The organism is Flavobacterium sp., assembly GCF_013823965.1.
GTDB lineage: Bacteria > Bacteroidota > Bacteroidia > Flavobacteriales > Flavobacteriaceae > Flavobacterium.
The window spans coordinates 114,116-130,901 of the sequence record NZ_PNNA01000101.1 but is presented as its reverse complement, the minus strand read 5'-3'; the positions used below and the strand labels follow the sequence as shown (position 1 = coordinate 130,901).

Sequence of the window (16,786 nt, the reverse complement as noted above, 5' to 3'; positions counted from 1 at the left end):
AAATCAATGCCAAATCAAAATTAGTCAGGAAATATTCTGAACTTATTGACCGAGAAAGTGCTTATGAAATGCTCAACAAAAAAATAGCTGTTGTCGAACAAGAAGTCGCCCAACAGCAACAAGAAAAAGCAGCAGAAAAAGAAGAAAAACAAACTGGAGATGCAACCGGAGCAGTAACTAAATCAGTCATAAAAGTCCTGACGAGCGCCACTTTTATTCGTGGTGCATTTGGAGTTTTGAGCAAACTATTGAGAAAATAAGATGAAAGGATACGCTACAATTGGACTTCTCATTCTGTCTAATATTTTCATGACCTTGGCTTGGTATGGCCATTTAAAATTCAAGGAACTCAAATGGTTCGAAAACACCGGCTTGATAACCATTGTCCTCATAAGTTGGGGATTGGCGTTGTTCGAATATTGCTTCCAGGTTCCTGCAAACAGAATAGGTTATGAAGGCAATGGCGGACCATTTTCATTGGTGCAACTCAAAGTTATTCAAGAAGTAATTACCTTGGTCATCTTCGTGGGTTTCTCATTACTGTTTTTCAAAAACGAAACCTTTAGATGGAATCACTTCGTTGGGTTTATATTCTTGGTTTTAGCCGTTTACTTTATATTCAAAAAATAAAATTATGAAAAAATATTTCGTTCAAAAAGCACCCTTTGTAGTTCCCACTACTGACGGAAAACTAATCGAAGAACATCATGGAATTCCAACCACGAACAATCCTGCCATTTCCATTGCGCACATGATTGCGCCACCACATTGGAAAGAACCATTTCAAACTCCGGAGTTTGAAGAATACACTTATATTATTTCTGGCAAAAAACAGTTTATTATCGAAGGAGAAACCGTCATTCTCGAAGCAGGACAATCCATAAAAATCGAAAAAAATACGCGTGTCCAATATTCAAATCCGTTTGAAGAACCTTGCGAATATATGGCAATTTGCATTCCTGCTTTCGATTTTACAAAAGTACATCGGGAGGAATAAATTCAATGGCAATGGCAAAATTGAAATTGAATTTTGCCATTGTTTTTAAAAATTATTTCGGGAGGAAAACCAATTTCGTCGAAGTATTGATAATTTCTTCCTTGTTCATTTTCATTTTTCTAAACTTTCCGGCATTGTACATTTCTGTCTGGTCGTTGTAATGCTTGCTAAACGGATTTCCGGATTGACCTGTTGGTAAAACACTCATACTATTTTCTATATCCGAAAAATCGATAACTCTTCTGGTTGATGGACCGCCTTTGACTGCATATTCGCCGCTGTCGGTAAAATCAAAAAACAGATTGTTAATCACTTCGGTTGAACCCGGAACATTAAATGGACCAATATTAAAAACACCTCTCAACGCGGCTACTTTCCCTAAAGGGTGCTGATGTTCCAAGGTGTGAACTCGTTCCCAAGTCCAAGAATTGAGGTCTTTTCCCAGTTGATTTTCGAGTACTGCAATGGACTCATGGAAAGATTTGATTAGAATTTCTGCTCTGGTTTCCTTTTTGCTTTTTGTAGTAACATCATTCCACCAAACCGAGTTTTCATTTTCGATTTGTGGCTCAATAATTTGTTTGACAATATGTGTACTCAGCAGCATTTTAAAATCGGTTTCACCCAATTCGTCTTGAAAAGTGTTTTTTAAATAATTGTAAATCCATTTATTATAAATCGTTGGCGCAACATCTTTCAAATTATTTGACCCGTTCCATTTTTCGAGGATTTCGATGGCATGTTTTTCATTGTTTGAAAACGATTTTAAATCCAATGCCAAAATCAAGTTTTTTACCACACTTGGTGTAATCGATGACGTATTATCATTTATCATCTGCCCCACGTCTTCTTTAGTCCAATTGTTTTTTGGTTCTAATATACTTGAAATTCTTTTGGCTCGATCCTGTGGCAAATAATATCCAGGATACAAATAATTATCCACAGCTTCAGTCTGGTTATTGGCGGAATAAATGTAGCCCCAACTTGGATTTATGGCGTGTGGATTTTTAGAGAAATCTAGAAATTCCTTTTGGTCATCCACTCCATTCGTCCCGTCTAAAATAAAATTTGGATTGACTGACTTGTCTAATTTGTATAATTTTCCGGAAGTATTCCAAGCAATATTTCCTTTGGCATCTCCGTACATTATATTCAATCCCGGGGCGGCAATCAAGGAAACTCCTTTTCGAAAATCAACTAAATTTTTAGTATGCGAAAGTGAGTAAACCGCTTCTAATATTTGGTTGGTTTGCTGGGTGTAAATCCAAGACATCGCAACTGGTTTATGTCCTTTTACACCATCTAATAAATCATTCATTATTGGACCGTGTTGGGTTTCCCGAATTTCCAAAACCACATTGGAACTGTCTTTTACTTTAATAGTTTCTTTGCGAATTTTATAATTCTGGAATCCATTGACGGTTTTGTATTGATTTTTATTATTTGGATTTTCTTCTTCCTGAAACATATCGAGATCATCATTTTCGAACATCGTCAAGCCATAAGCGTAATCCCGATTGTGTGCCAAAAGCGGAAAAGGTGTTCCCGCCAAATAATAGCCGTAGATTTCATAATCAGGCACCACAATATGCGCTTCGAACCACGTACAAGGTTGCGAAAATACAATGTGCGGATCATTGGCAAAAATAACTTTACCATTTTTAGTTTTCTGTGGAGCAATAACCCAACTGTTGCTGCCGATAAAAGCTGGAACTGGTGAATTGTCAAGTAAACTGGCTACTGATTTGGAAATTTCTGCATATTCAATGGCTTTTCCATCGAAATTTTTGATTTTTGTTGTTCCTAAAGAACCATCCAATCCAAAATCTTTTAAATATTCCGGACCTAATTTATTGCGAATATCGGTCAATAAAGGATCCGTTTTTTGTGCCATTGCAAAACTAAAAGACATATAGCCAAAGATATTATAAACGTCTTTCAACGTAAATTTATCTTTCTTCAATCCCAAAATTTGAAACTCAACAGACGTTTTTCCTTCTTCCATATATTGATTTATTCCATCGATATAAGCCAAGGTAAGTTGATAGGCTTGTGAGTTTTTGTCCAATTTAGCAATTGCTTTTTCGGAATTTTCGTTGATGCCTAAACCTGCGAAAAACTTGTCGGTTTTTAATAATTTCGAACCAAACATTTCCGATAATCTCCCCGGAGCAATGCGTCGCATCAATTCCATTTGCCACAAACGGTCTTGGGCGTGCACATAACCCAAAGCTGTCATCGCATCTCGCTGTGAATTGGCATAAATATGTGGAACCCCGAAATCATCAAAATAGACGGTGGTTTCCTTTTGAATGTTTTTAAGTTTTTGCTCTCCCTCATAAGTGGGTTTTAAATAATAACCATATCCAACCCATGCAAGTACCAGAATGATTATCACGGATAGAATGACAAGAAAAATCTTTTTTAATATTTTCATTTTAAATAAATTGGAAAAACAAATATATAGGATTTAAAAGTTATTTAAAGCAATTTATTTTCATGACATTTTAAAAATTACATGACAAAAAAAATATTTTGTTTAATTTATTATTTATTTTGTTAAACAAAACTATCTTTGCATTAAATCAAAAAAAAATGAAAAACATTTCAAAGAATGCCATTTCGGAAATGGAAAAAATAGAACGGTTGAATTTAATTAATTCTTGCACGGGTTACAAATCGGCAAATCTCATTGGCACGAAATCTATCGACGGAAAACCCAATGTGGCGATTTTTAGCAGCATTACGCACTTGGGAAGCCAACCTGCATTAATTGGATTCATTATGCGCCCGACTACTGTTCCAAGAGATACTTATAAAAACATCAAGGACACCGGTTTTTTTACCGTGAACCACATTACGGTAGACATGATTGCAGATGCGCATCATACCTCGGCAAATTACGAAATGGGCATTTCAGAATTTGACAAAACCAACCTGGAAGAAGAATACAAGAACGACATTGATATCCCTTTTGTAAAAGGAAGTCCCGTTCAGTTGTATTGCAAATATGTGAATGAGTACTATATCAAGGAAAACGACACAATTCATATAATAGCTTCTATTGAAAATTTGTTTTTTGATAAAAATTTGCAACACGAAGATGGTTGGTTGCAAATAGACAAAGGAAATGTTATCGCTTTAAATGGACTCGATGGATATTGTTTACCAAAGTTGGTAGATCGTTTTCAATACGCCAGAAAAAACACGCCTTCAAAGTCTTTTTTTAAATAAAAAAATCTCGTCATTGCTGACGAGATTTAGTGAATTAATTTTTTTATAGTTTTTAGATGATCAACATCGCATCACCGTAAGAATAGAATTTGTATCCTTCTTTGATAGCTTCGTCGTAAGCTCTTTTCATTAAATCATGACCACAAAAAGCGGAAATCATCATTAACAAAGTTGATTTTGGCGTATGGAAGTTGGTAATCATGCAAGTTGCCACACTAAAATCGTGTGGAGGAAAAATAAATTTGTTGGTCCAACCTTCAAAAGGATTTAATGTTCTTTGTGAAGAAACCGAACTTTCAATGGCACGCATCGAAGTTGTTCCCACTGCACAAATACGTTTTCTTTTTGTTTTGGCATCATTGACAATATCACAGGCTTCTTGGGTGATTTTCAACTCCTCAGAATCCATTTTGTGTTTTGACAAATCTTCGACCTCAACTGGGTTAAAAGTTCCCAAACCTACGTGAAGTGTCACTTCAGCAAATTTTACTCCTTTGATTTCTAGTTTTTTCAACAAATGTTTAGAGAAATGCAAACCTGCGGTTGGCGCTGCAACAGCTCCTTCTTCTTTGGCATAAATCGTTTGGTAACGATCGGCATCTTCCGGAGTTACGTCCCTGTTGATGTATTTTGGAATTGGAGTTTCTCCAAGTTCAGTCAATTTGTTTCTAAATTCTTCATAAGAACCGTCATAAAGAAAACGTAAAGTTCTTCCGCGAGAGGTTGTATTGTCAATTACTTCAGCTACCAATGAATCGTCATCGCCAAAATACAATTTGTTTCCGATACGGATTTTACGCGCTGGATCTACCAATACGTCCCAAAGTCTTTGTTCGGCATTTAATTCTCTCAATAAGAAAACTTCGATTCTAGCTCCCGTTTTTTCTTTGTTTCCGTACAAACGTGCCGGAAAAACTTTGGTATTATTCAAAATCAGGACATCGCCTTCATCAAAATAATCGATAACATCTTTGAACGTTTTGTGCTCTATGGTTTGTTTTTTGCGATCTATAACCATTAAACGTGCTTCGTCCCTGTTTTCTGCTGGAAATTCTGCAAGAAGTTCTTTTGGTAAATTGAATTGAAAATGTGATAATTTCATTTGAAAAAATTAGAAGTTAGTCGTTAAAAGTTGAAAGTTCATTAGGTTTCAACTTTTAACGGCTGCAAATATACGATTGTGAGATAGGCGTTGTCAAGTGTTTCGCGGTTTATTTTACTTTTTGCCGCAAAGACGCCAAGTCACGAAGTTTTATATTTTGGAAATTTGGAAATCCAAACTTTTTAAATCTTCCCAAAAATCGGGATAGGATTTAGAAACCACTTCGGCATTTTCGATGATAATGGGCACTTTTAAAGCCAAAGGAGCAAATGCCATTGCCATTCTATGGTCGTTATAAGTGGCTATTTTTACATTGGAATTAATCTCATTAGTAGCCACAAGAGTCAAGCTGTCATTCGTTACGGAAATATAGGCTCCCAATTTTGTCAATTCAATTCGAAGTGCTTCCAATCTGTCAGTTTCCTTGATTTTCAAGGTATGAAGTCCAGTCAAATGACAACCAATTCCCAACCCTAAACAAGTTACCACGATGGTCTGGGCAATATCTGGGGTATTGTTTAAATCGAAAGTTACGTCTTTTGGAGTGAAATTTAATTTCTTGGTCAATGTTAATTGGTCGTTTTCAAATTTCGATTCCACTCCCATTTCTCCGTACAATTGCACCAAAGCCGAATCTCCCTGCAAGCTGGTTTCTTTGTAACTGCTGATGCTTATTGAAGCTTCATTGGACAAAGCCGCCAAACTGAAAAAGTAAGACGCTGAACTCCAATCGGATTCCACTGTTAGGGTTTGTGGTTTTGGGTTTGATGTTAATGGTTTAACAACAATAACATTTCCTTCAAAACTGGTTTCAACTCCAATTTCATTCAGCAATGCCAAGGTCATTTTGATGTAAGGAATGGATGTTATTTCGCCAACCAAAGTCAATTCGATACCATTTTGAAGTTTTGGAGCGATTAGCAACAATGCCGAAATGTATTGGCTGCTTACATTGGCCGGAATATTGACTTTGTGAGCCGTGATTTTTTGTCCCTTGATTCGAATGGGAGGATAACCTTCTTCATTTTCATAAGAAATTTGCGCTCCTAATTGTTGCAAGGTTTCCACCAAAACTTTTATTGGTCGTTCCTTCATTCTTGTCGAACCAGTCAAAAACACTTCGTGACCTTCGTTTACGGCAAAATAAGCGGTCAAAAATCGCATTGCCGTTCCTGCGTGATGAATGTCCACTAATTCGTCATTCCCATTCAAGGCTTTTTGCATCACCTCGCTGTCATCAGAATTGGAAGTATTGGCCAAAATAATATTCGGAAACAAAGCCTGTAACAACAACAGTCTATTGGTTTCACTCTTCGAACCGGTAACTGCAATTTGGGCTTGTAAATCAGACTGGGAAGTTTGTAACAGTAAATTCATTTTGGCTGGTTGATTGGTAATTGGCGGCAAATTTATTTTAAAAAATGGATGTACCAAAGCTTTCCCCTGACTTATAACATTATTTTAATTTTTCGTTGTTTTTGTGACGGTCTTTGTCTCGCACTGATTTTAAGTCCATTTTCTTGTCGAATGCGGCTTGCAAATCGATGCCGGTTTGGTTGGCCAAGCACAAAACCACAAAAACCACATCGGCCAATTCCTCGCCAAGGTCTTTGTTCTTGTCACTTTCTTTTTCGGATTGTTCGCCATAACGACGGGCGATTATTCGAGCCACTTCGCCTACTTCTTCCGTAAGTTGCGCCATATTTGTGAGTTCGTTGAAGTAACGAACGCCGTGGTCTTTGATCCAATTGTCTACTTCTAGTTGGGAGTTTTTTAGGTTCATGCTATATCTTTTTTAATACTATTTTTTCGTTTTGCTTATCGATCATTTGTTGATAGAAATCTTTTAAAACCTCGTAAAAATCTGCAGGAACAATGGCTGAGTTTATATCTTTTGTAATTGCGATTTGAATGGTGTTAATTGAATTTGCTATTATGTATTTAAACGCGCCAACATTTTCTCCTGTTGCAATATTGATGGCTTTTGGCAATGACTCCACAACAAATCCATCTGGAATTTGAATGTTAATATTGAATTTATCTTGTTTTGGGTATCCAAAATCTATTGGATATTCCCTTGTTTCTTGTTTAAATGGATTTTCCTTGGCAGTCAAAAACAAGAGTGGCGAAATATAGATTTTATCATTAATGATTTCTATGCTTTTGTTGTCTTTAAAAGAGTAGTTTTCCACTATGGGTTTCTGCAAATCCACGTCGTTTTCCCTAACAAAATCGTTAATCTCAATATTGTTGTAATTGGTTTCCAGTTTTTCTAAATAATTGTCCTTGCTTGTTGCCAGATTTCCTTTTCTAAATTCCAATGCAGCGTGATTTGTAAGTTGCATTCTTAATTTTCCATCTGCAGAACCATCACTATTCAAATTTATGCCCATGTTTACGGCTTCTCTTGAAATTATTTTAGGCATCAAGTCCACTTCCGTCGAAGTTCCGTCTTTTCTGATGAGTCTTCCAAACCAGTTTAAATCCCGCAAAGGAAGCACATTTGGCACCGAATATTTTTCAGTTGCGTCAAGTAATATTAATCCTTCTGGTGTTTCTACGGCTGCAATTACATAATTAAATGCATTTCTGCTGGGGAATAAAGCAATCCCATTGGAACGTGTACTTACCAAAACCGGGTTTGCCGTTAATCCTGCATAACGAAGCATTGCGGTAAGCATCAAATTGATTTCGGCAACATTTCCAGTTTTATTTTTATAGGCTGTCCTAACGCCATCATCACAAGAATAACCGCCATTTTCATTCCATTTTACTCCGGTCTTCACAAAGTTGAAAATGGTTTCAATTTTTTCGTTTTGTATGTTTAATCCAGCTATCAATTTATTGATGTCATCTTCAAAATAACCTGTTTTGTTTAATTCAGGTCCAAAATCGTCATACTCATAAATGGTTTTTGCCACTGATTCCCAATCCGTAGAATAAGACTTGCCTATAGAATTTGGAAACTTGGTCATTGACAATTCGTGTGAAATGCTTGAAGTGTAATTATCTATGTTGTTCACATACGCTTCTTCTTTCATCGCCGGCAAATTTTCTGATAGGTATGTAGAATGTGTTTCTATAAAATCAATTTTATCCGATGAAAAAGTAGTGTGTGCAACCCTACTTGTTTGTTCCCTTTCCTTACTTAGCAAAACAATTGAATTTGGTCTTTTTTCAACTGTTATTTTTGGAGAGAAAAATCCTTTTTGATTGGTATTATAAGTAAAATATTCAGGAATATTAGTTTTGTATTCTGAGTAATTCACTGGAATACTGGCCTGAAAATACCAATCGCTTAGAGAACCGTATCTTGGCGAACGCACCACATATTGAAATTCCAGAACAGAACCTTCTTTTACGTTAGGCATGGTTATTTTTTTTCGACTCCAATATTTATTGATTTTTTCAACAAATTCACCGTCACTTTTTAGCTTTGTTTTCACGATTTTTCCATCGACAAGATTGTAAGTGTTGGCATCCGAAAAACTCACCTTTTCATTTGTATTTGAATCCGCATAATAGCTTACTGCTTTATTGGCCCACTCATAGCCTTCTTTTTTATAAATCTTGATTCGGGTTTTGACTTCTGTAATAGCTAAAAAACCTGCATTTTGATCATATTCAAAACTCACTTTTCCTTTTTTGAACAATATTGCCGCAACTGCCGATGTGTCTTTTGGATGAACTTTTTCTTGCAATTCGGCAATGGAAACTTTACCCAATTCGAGTTTTTGAGCGTTTGCATTTGAAAAAATAATAACAAATAAAATTACGGATAGTTTTTTAAAAAGCATGGTTATTGGATTTTGGTTAAAATAATTTTGGCATTGTCGTTTCTTGAAATTTGTTCCATAAAAAGACGGTATTCTTCGTATTCCGTGTTTTTGTACAATCCTTTTTTAATAAAAATAGAACGTTTGTAAATCAAATTGGAATTGTCATTTTTTATGATTTCGGTTTTGTATTCCCCGAATTTATTGTTTAATTCAAAATTTTGTGGCAAAGATTCTATCATAAAACCAGCAGGCAATTGAATTGAAATTTCATCAGTGTCATAATAACCGCGTTGAATTTCAAATGGGGTTTTGCGATTTCTAATTCGTTTTACGCTTCCGGTGTATTGATTGTAGGCATTGACTACAAAAATCATTTTTCCGTTTGAAATTTTCCCGTAATTATTGGCAGAAATTTCCAGGTTTTCGGTAAAGTTTACTTTTTCCTTGTCGTTTGAGAATTTTGTTTTATTGATTTTCAAATTACTGATATTGTCCCAATATTCTTTATAATGTTTCTCCTGATCAATTGGAGGCGTGGTTTCTAAATGAAACTTCAGTCCGTATTGAGAGCCTTCTGATGCAATGGCTATTTTTCCAGAAAAACTCCCGTTTTCAGATAAAGAATAATTTCCTTTACTGATTTGTGTGTTGCTTTTGTTTTCGTAGTTTTTAGTTCTAATTATCTCTCCACCATCAGGTTTCATCACGACAACATCCCTGTCATCTGTAAAATTGGCTTGATAACCAAAAGGATCGACTTGACTGGTACATTCTAAAAACACGTAATTATCACCGTGTGGTATTGTCAAAATAACGTGATTGCCTTGTATGGAAAAAAAATCAGACTTAATATCTCTTTTATCTTTGCTTCCATATAATTCGGTATAATAAGACGGAACATCAACCGCATTCAAAAGAGCTCTTGTGTAATTGGACAAGGCTTTACAATCGCCATAACCCAATCGATCCACATCATTGGCCAACATGGGTTTAAAACCACCAATCCCAACTTGAATTCCAACATACCTTGATTTTTCCTGCATGTATTTGTAAACTATTTTTGCCTTCTTTATTGGATCCGTTTCAACACCAACCAAAGTTTTAATTTTAGCTTTGGCCTCTGCGGATAACTCTATCGTCTCGGCCAATATTTTATCCGAAAACCATTGCCCATATTCTTTCCAGTTTTTTGCATTGCCATCAACACCTTCAAGGTTGAAATAATCCAATCCCATCATTAGTCTTGGAAAAATTTCAGTTATGCTTGGACTATAATCCTCATATTTCTGGGCAACAATATTAGTGGCCACATAAGACAATTGAGATGAATTGTCAACCGTTTTAGTTATTTTAAAGTTGGAAAAATTTAACTCCTTCTTTCTAAAACCAAGATTCTCGGGACAACTTACGTTTAAAACACTTTTCTCGATGCTTAAAAAATAATCGTTTAAAGGAAACCATTGTGGAATAAATGCTGTTGAAGAGGTTTGAATTTCACTTTCATAAACAACAGTGAACGGATATTGTGTTGGCACATACTCTAAAAACACAACCCTGCTATCAGAAAAAATTGTGCCTCCACCTGTAACAGATTGATCATTAAAATCTTTCTTTTTTATTTTTTTTATTTCCTTCCCAAAAGCATCATAAACGGTTGCTTGTATGCTTGTGACAGTTGTTTTGTTGTCGTAATTTTCGTAGGCATCAATAGATTCGAGTCCTTTTTCATTCAATACCGTTACCACCCTTTCCTTTTTAACAATCATTTTTCGTTGGGAAGAAATAACAATGTCAATTTGGTCTAAACGCACGACCGCATTGGCATTTTGTTTTAAACTATCTGGAATTAATAAACTGGAATATTCGGTTTTTTGTGCTGAAAGAAGAGAAGTAAAAAATAAGAAGATAAGGCAACTATACTTAAATTTCATAAAAATTTTTTTAGTTCAGAAATGTAAGAAATATTCCGAATAAAAAAAAGTTAATTTCTACATTTAGAATCAATTAAAATTGTCACGGGACCATCGTTGAGCAATGCCACTTTCATATCTGCACCAAAAATTCCCGTTTGCACTTTTTTGCCCAATTCCTTTTCTAAATGTTGAACAAAATTTTCATAAAGCGGAATGGCAACATCCGGTTTCGCGGCTTTGATATAAGAGGGACGATTGCCTTTTTTGGTCAAGGCCTGAAGAGTGAATTGAGAAACAACAATTATTTCGCCATCAATGTCTTTCACCGAAAGATTCATCACTTCGTTTTCATCACCAAAAATACGGAGATTGGCAATTTTTTGACCAAGCCAGTCAATATCTTCTTGGTTATCGGCGTCTTCGATTCCTACCAAGACCAGAAGCCCTTTCTGGATATCGGCAACAATCTTTGAATCTATGGTAACGGAAGCGGAGGAAACTCTTTGGATAACTGCTTTCATTCTTAATTTTTGGAATAAGGATTTTTAGATTTAGGACTTCAAAACTGAACACTGAATACTATTTCCTCGTTTCATCACTTGCTTTTCGATCCTCTTCGAAAGAATCGGTGCGATAATTTTCGTCGTCTCCTTCGAGGATTTTAAGGTAGCTGTTATAGCGTGACCAAGCAATTTCATCTTTATCCAATGCGGCTTTAATGGCACAATGCGGCTCTTCTTTATGCAAACAATTGTTGAATTTACATTGGTCTTTCAACCTGAAAAACTCGGGAAAATAACCGCTGATTTCTTCTTTTTCCATATCGACAATCCCGAAACCCTTGATTCCCGGTGTGTCAATTATTCGAGCACCAAAAGACAAATCATACATTTCGGCAAATGTCGTCGTGTGCTGTCCTTGCTTGGAGGCTTCAGAAATGGTTTTGGTTTTTAAATGCAAAGTTGGCTCTAAAGCATTTACCAAAGTGGATTTTCCAACACCAGAATGACCTGAAAACATCGTGACTTTGTCAATCATTAATTGTTTTAAATCTTCAACACCTTTTCCAGTTGTTGCAGAAACTCGCAAACATTGGTATCCAATTTCCTGATACACGTGTTGCATATACAATTGTTCATCAAGTGTAGCATCATCAAAAGTGTCAATTTTGTTAAAAACCAAAATCGTTTCTATGCCATAAGCTTCGGCAGTGACCAAGAATCGGTCTATGAAATTGAAAGTCGTTGGCGGATTATTGATGGTTACCAAAAGGAAAACGCGGTCAATATTCGACGCAATAATGTGCATTTGATGCGACAAATTCACCGATTTTCGAACGATGTAATTCTTGCGGTCGTGAATTTTATGAATGGTTCCCGTAACAGTATCCGAAGCTTCTTCGAGTTCATAATCCACGATATCGCCCACGGCTATGGGATTGGTGCTTTTGATGCCTTTCAAACGGAATTTCCCTTTCATGCGGCATTCGATAAAATCGCCTTGTTCGGATTTTACGGTGTACCAACTTCCTGTAGATTTATAAACGGTTCCTGTCATGGAGAATTTTAGATTTATCTGCAAAGATAAATGATTGTTTTTCGTTTAAAGTTTAATGTCTCTTTTTTTTGCCAATGCATAAAAATAAAAAATCCCCACAATTAAAAAACTGTGGAGATTAATTTTTATAAAAAACAAATTATGAATTCAATATTTTTTCTTGGTGTCCAATGCTTTCTTGGTGAATGTCTTTGAATAATTTAATGATAAATTCTTCTGTCAATCCTTTTTTAGCGCCTTCGGCAATCATTTTTGCCTGGATTTCATTCCAACGATTAGATTGCAAAACCGCCACGTTATTGTCTTTTTTTACTTGACCAATTTCGTCGGCGACTTTCATTCGTTTTCCCAATAAGTCCAATAAATTAGCATCCAAAACGTCGATATTAGCTCTCAATTTTGTCATTTTATGTTCAAAATCTGAATCTCCACTTACTTTTCTGATTTTTAAATCTTTGAAAATTTGCTTCAAAGCATCAGGAGTAACTTGTTGAGCTGCATCTGACCAAGCATTTTCGGGGTCATTATGCGTTTCGATAATCATCCCGTCATAATTCAAATCCAGCGCTTCTTGAGTCACTTCAAGAATCATGTCACGGTTCCCTGTAATGTGCGACGGATCGATAATCAAAGGCAAATCAGGAAACTTATTTTGCAATTCGATGGCAATTTGCCATTCTGGAATGTTTCTGTATTTTGTTTTTTCGTAAGTAGAAAATCCTCTGTGAATTACTCCCAATTTTTTGATTCCGGCAGCATACAAACGCTCAACACCACCCAACCATAAAGCCATATCAGGGTTTACCGGGTTTTTGATCAAAACAATTTTATCCGTTCCTGCCAACGTATCGGCAATTTCTTGAACCGCAAATGGATTTGCCGTGGTACGAGCGCCAACCCATAAAACGTCGATATCATTTTCCAAAGCCAGTTTACAGTGAGCAGCCGTGGCAACTTCCGTTCCCATTAGCAATCCTGTTTCTGCTTTTGCTTTTTTCAACCATTTCAATCCAATTTCTCCAACACCTTCAAATCCTCCTGGACGCGTTCTTGGTTTCCAGATTCCAGCTCTAAAAACACTTACATCTGAATCTTTCAATTCATGTGCAATTTTCAATACTTGCTCTTCTGTTTCAGCACTACAAGGTCCTGCTATCACTAATGGATGAGACAAATTGAATTCGTTCAACCAATTTCTCATTTCTTTCTTGTTTTCCATCTTTTCTAATTTTTGTTTTTTACTATTTTATTCCGTGTTGTTCTTTTTATCCGTAAAAATTACTTTTTCACATTCATTCCTTTTAATATTTCCTTAATCTTGTTTACGCCTTGCATTTCGTTGTAAATCGCCTCGTAATCATCCTTTTCCAACAACTCTTTGAACTTGGATAAATTAGAAATATATTCTTCTAATGTTTTTACTACTTGTTTTTTATTTTGCTTGAAAATAGGTGTCCACATTGCTGGGGAACTTTTGGCTAAACGAACCGTGCTTTCAAATCCGGAACCTGCCATGTCAAAAATATCCTGTTCGTCTTTCTCTTTATTTATCACCGTTTTCCCAAGCATAAAGGAACTAATGTGCGACAAATGCGATACGTAAGCAATGTGTTTGTCGTGTGATTTTGGATCCATGTAACGGATTCTCATTCCCATACTTTTGAACAAATCCAAAGCTTTTTCCTGTAATTTGAAAGTTGTTTTTTCTACCTCGCAAATAATATTCGTCTTGCCTTGAAACAATCCTTTAATCGCCGCCGATGGTCCCGAAAATTCTGTTCCCGCAATAGGATGTGCTGCCATAAAGTTTCTTCTTCGAGGATGATTGGCTACTGCTTCGCAAATAGGATTTTTTGTAGAACCAACGTCAAAAACAATGGCGCTTTCAGGAATTACATCCAAAACTTTGGGCAAAAATTCAAGTGAAACATCAACAGGAACCGAAAGGATTACGAAATCGGCATTTACCAAATCTTCGAAAACCGCAACTTCATCAATGACACCAAGAGCCATGGCCTCTTTCAAATGATTTTCGTTACTGTCGATGCCATAAATTTTGGCCTCTTCATAAAAATCTTTGGCTCCCAAAGCTATTGATCCTCCTATTAATCCTGTTCCTATTACGTATATTTTCATTTGCTAAAATCTATCAATTGCTTCTTGAATTTTTTCCTCTTTCACACACAATGCAAATCGGATGTAACCTTCTCCATTGGAACCGAAAATAGTTCCCGGCGTGATGAAAATTGATTTCTCGTATAATATCTTGTCGATAAAATCTTCTGCCGATGTTATCCCGTTTGGCAATTTTGCCCAAACAAACAAGCCAACACCTTCTTTGTAAACTTCACAACCTAACTTCTCGGCCAATTGTTCCGTTAAAACTCTTCTTCTTTTGTAAACCGCGTTCATCGAATCGAACCAAGATTTATCGCTTTTCAAGGCTTCAATCGCTCCTTTTTGTATTCCGAAGAACATTCCGCTGTCCATATTGCTTTTTACTTTCAAAACCGCATCGATGCAAGCTGCATTTCCCAACACCATTCCCACTCGCCAACCTGCCATATTGAAGGTTTTGGACAAGGAATTCAATTCCAAGGCCACGTCTTTTGCTCCTTCAACTTGCAACAAACTCATCGGTTTGTCGTTCAAAACAAAACTGTATGGATTGTCGTTAATCAACAAAATGTTGTGTTTTTTGGCGAAAGCCACCAACTTTTCGAACAATTCCAAACTTCCTCTCGCTCCCGTCGGCATGTGCGGATAACCCAACCACATCAATTTCACTTTCGACAAATCCAATTTTTCCAAAGCTTCGAAATCAGGCTCCCAATTATTCACTTCTTTCAAATCGTAATAAACCGGAACCGCTCCTACTAAATTCGTCACCGAAGAATACGTTGGATAACCTGGATTCGGAATCAAAACGTGGTCGCCTTCATTCAAAAAGGCCAATGAAATATGCATGATTCCTTCCTTGGAACCCATCAAAGGCAAAATTTCCGTATTCGGATTCAAGGCCACTCCATAATTGCTTTGATAAAAATCGGCCATTCCTTTTCTCAATTCCGGCAAACCTTGGTAACTCTGGTATTGGTGTGCATTTTCTTCCTGCATTGCCAAATTTACCGCATCAATAACCGCTTGTGAAGGCTTCAAATCCGGGCTGCCAATTCCCATGTTGATGATGGGTTTCCCTTCGGAAGCCAACTGTCTTACTTCACGAAGTTTCGAAGAAAAATAATATTCTTCGACTATGTCTAAACGTTTTGCTGTTTGTATCACGGTTTTGTATTTTTATATTCACCCAACACTTTGAAATATTCTGCCATAATTTCCAATAACGATTTTGCCTTGGCGTAATCTTCATATTTATCGAAAGTTACGTCCACAAAAAACGAATATTTCCAAGGAGTTTCTATTTTTGGCAAAGATTGAATTTTGGTCAAATTCAGTTTGCAATCGCTCATTACATTCAAAACTGCCGCCAAACTTCCGCGTTTGTGATCCAATTCAAATTTGATGGAAGCTCGGTTGATTTCGTCTTCTTCAACAAATTTTTCTTCTTTGTTTATAATGACAAAACGGGTCATATTATTGTTAATCGTTTGTATTTCCGGCGCCAAAATCTCTAAATCATACATTTCAGAAGCGGTTTTGCTGGCAATTGCCGCAATTCCTTTCAACTGTTTTTCGTGAATTCTTCGTGCTGTTTCGGCGGTGTCTTTATCTTCGACCAATTTGATGTTGGGATGTTTTTTCAAGAACTCCATACATTGCAACAAAGCCATCGGATGCGAATGCACTTCTTGGATGTCTTCAATTTTTTGGCCTTTCAAAGCCATCAAATTCTGGTGAATATCCAAATAATGTTCCCCGACAATGTGCAAGTTGTTTTTGTCAATCAAGGCATAATTTGGAATAATTGGTCCCGCAATGGAATTCTCGATTGCCATGACCGCCTGATTCGATTTACCGGACAAAACACTGTCTACCAATTCTTCAAAAGACAAACATTCGTCCACTTCTATGTCATTGCCAAAATATTCTTGAGCCACTTGATGGTGGAAAGAGCCTATTATACCTTGTATCGCAATTTTTGTTCTCATTTATGTTCAAAAAAAAATCCTGATTTTCATCAGGATTGTATATTAGTTTTATTTGTTTCTTAATCTTTCAAATAACCATAGACAATCCTTACTTC

16 protein-coding genes are annotated in these 16,786 nt (G+C 36.3%); 4 read left to right on the top strand and 12 right to left on the bottom strand.

Translation table 11 applies throughout. The features are described 5' to 3' along the window. The 3 genes from C0430_RS12560 to C0430_RS12550 form a co-directional block, all read left to right on the top strand. Nucleotides 1–260: helicase HerA-like domain-containing protein (locus C0430_RS12560; protein WP_290870761.1), on the top strand; the 260-nt coding region annotated here is incomplete at its 5' end. A gap of 1 nt (nt 261) precedes the next feature. Next, nucleotides 262–630: a DMT family protein gene (locus C0430_RS12555; RefSeq protein ID WP_290870759.1), complete on the top strand. Its 369-nt coding sequence runs from the start codon at nt 262–264 to the stop codon at nt 628–630. A gap of 4 nt (nt 631–634) precedes the next feature. Further along, nucleotides 635–997 carry a cupin domain-containing protein gene (locus C0430_RS12550; protein ID WP_290870757.1) on the top strand — a complete coding sequence of 121 codons (363 nt, stop codon included), beginning with the start codon at nt 635–637 and terminating at the stop codon, nt 995–997. 52 nt (nt 998–1,049) lie between these two features. On the opposite strand, the gene C0430_RS12545 is transcribed toward C0430_RS12550, so the two are convergent. Beyond that, a complete protein-coding gene (locus C0430_RS12545) occupies nt 1,050–3,434 on the bottom strand; it encodes a penicillin acylase family protein (protein WP_290870755.1) in 2,385 nt (794 codons plus the stop codon). 158 nt (nt 3,435–3,592) lie between these two features. Between C0430_RS12545 and C0430_RS12540 the strand changes: the two genes are divergently transcribed. After that, entirely contained in the window at nt 3,593–4,231 is a 639-nt protein-coding gene (locus C0430_RS12540; RefSeq protein ID WP_290870753.1) for a flavin reductase, read from the top strand. Between the two features lie 52 nt (nt 4,232–4,283). Here C0430_RS12540 and queA read toward each other — a convergent pair whose 3' ends face one another. The 11 genes from queA to C0430_RS12485 all read right to left on the bottom strand — a co-directional run bounded on the left by queA (nt 4,284) and on the right by C0430_RS12485 (nt 16,691). Further along, entirely contained in the window at nt 4,284–5,333 is a 1,050-nt protein-coding gene (queA, locus tag C0430_RS12535) for a tRNA preQ1(34) S-adenosylmethionine ribosyltransferase-isomerase QueA (RefSeq protein WP_290870751.1), read from the bottom strand. Between the two features lie 150 nt (nt 5,334–5,483). Next, on the bottom strand, nt 5,484–6,710 hold the full coding sequence (aroA, locus tag C0430_RS12530) for a 3-phosphoshikimate 1-carboxyvinyltransferase (RefSeq protein ID WP_290870749.1): 1,227 nt from the start codon (nt 6,708–6,710) through the stop codon (nt 5,484–5,486). A 79-nt stretch (nt 6,711–6,789) separates the two neighbouring features. Further along, on the bottom strand, nt 6,790–7,116 hold the full coding sequence (locus C0430_RS12525) for a nucleotide pyrophosphohydrolase (protein ID WP_290870747.1): 327 nt from the start codon (nt 7,114–7,116) through the stop codon (nt 6,790–6,792). Between the two features lies 1 nt (nt 7,117). Then, nucleotides 7,118–9,130, bottom strand: coding sequence for a DUF3857 domain-containing protein (locus tag C0430_RS12520; RefSeq protein ID WP_290870745.1), 2,013 nt, complete (start codon nt 9,128–9,130; stop codon nt 7,118–7,120). A 2-nt stretch (nt 9,131–9,132) separates the two neighbouring features. Next, nucleotides 9,133–11,043, bottom strand: coding sequence for a DUF3857 domain-containing protein (locus C0430_RS12515; RefSeq protein WP_290870743.1), 1,911 nt, complete (start codon nt 11,041–11,043; stop codon nt 9,133–9,135). A gap of 50 nt (nt 11,044–11,093) precedes the next feature. After that, on the bottom strand, nt 11,094–11,546 hold the full coding sequence (dtd, locus tag C0430_RS12510; RefSeq protein ID WP_290870741.1) for a D-aminoacyl-tRNA deacylase: 453 nt from the start codon (nt 11,544–11,546) through the stop codon (nt 11,094–11,096). 58 nt (nt 11,547–11,604) lie between these two features. Continuing rightward, on the bottom strand, nt 11,605–12,582 hold the full coding sequence (gene rsgA / locus C0430_RS12505; protein ID WP_290870739.1) for a ribosome small subunit-dependent GTPase A: 978 nt from the start codon (nt 12,580–12,582) through the stop codon (nt 11,605–11,607). Nucleotides 12,583–12,721: 139 nt separating this feature from the next. Continuing rightward, complete coding sequence (locus C0430_RS12500; protein ID WP_290870737.1) at nt 12,722–13,801, bottom strand: bifunctional 3-deoxy-7-phosphoheptulonate synthase/chorismate mutase type II; 1,080 nt, start codon at nt 13,799–13,801, stop codon at nt 12,722–12,724. Nucleotides 13,802–13,860: 59 nt separating this feature from the next. Further along, nucleotides 13,861–14,718, bottom strand: a complete 858-nt coding sequence (locus C0430_RS12495) for a prephenate dehydrogenase (RefSeq protein ID WP_290870735.1) — start codon at nt 14,716–14,718, stop codon at nt 13,861–13,863. Between the two features lie 3 nt (nt 14,719–14,721). Further along, nucleotides 14,722–15,867, bottom strand: coding sequence for an aminotransferase class I/II-fold pyridoxal phosphate-dependent enzyme (locus tag C0430_RS12490; RefSeq protein WP_290870733.1), 1,146 nt, complete (start codon nt 15,865–15,867; stop codon nt 14,722–14,724). Further along, nucleotides 15,864–16,691 carry a prephenate dehydratase gene (locus C0430_RS12485; protein WP_290870731.1) on the bottom strand — a complete coding sequence of 276 codons (828 nt, stop codon included), beginning with the start codon at nt 16,689–16,691 and terminating at the stop codon, nt 15,864–15,866. Before C0430_RS12485 ends, C0430_RS12490 begins: the two co-directional genes overlap by 4 nt. Nucleotides 16,692–16,786 lie beyond the last annotated feature (95 nt).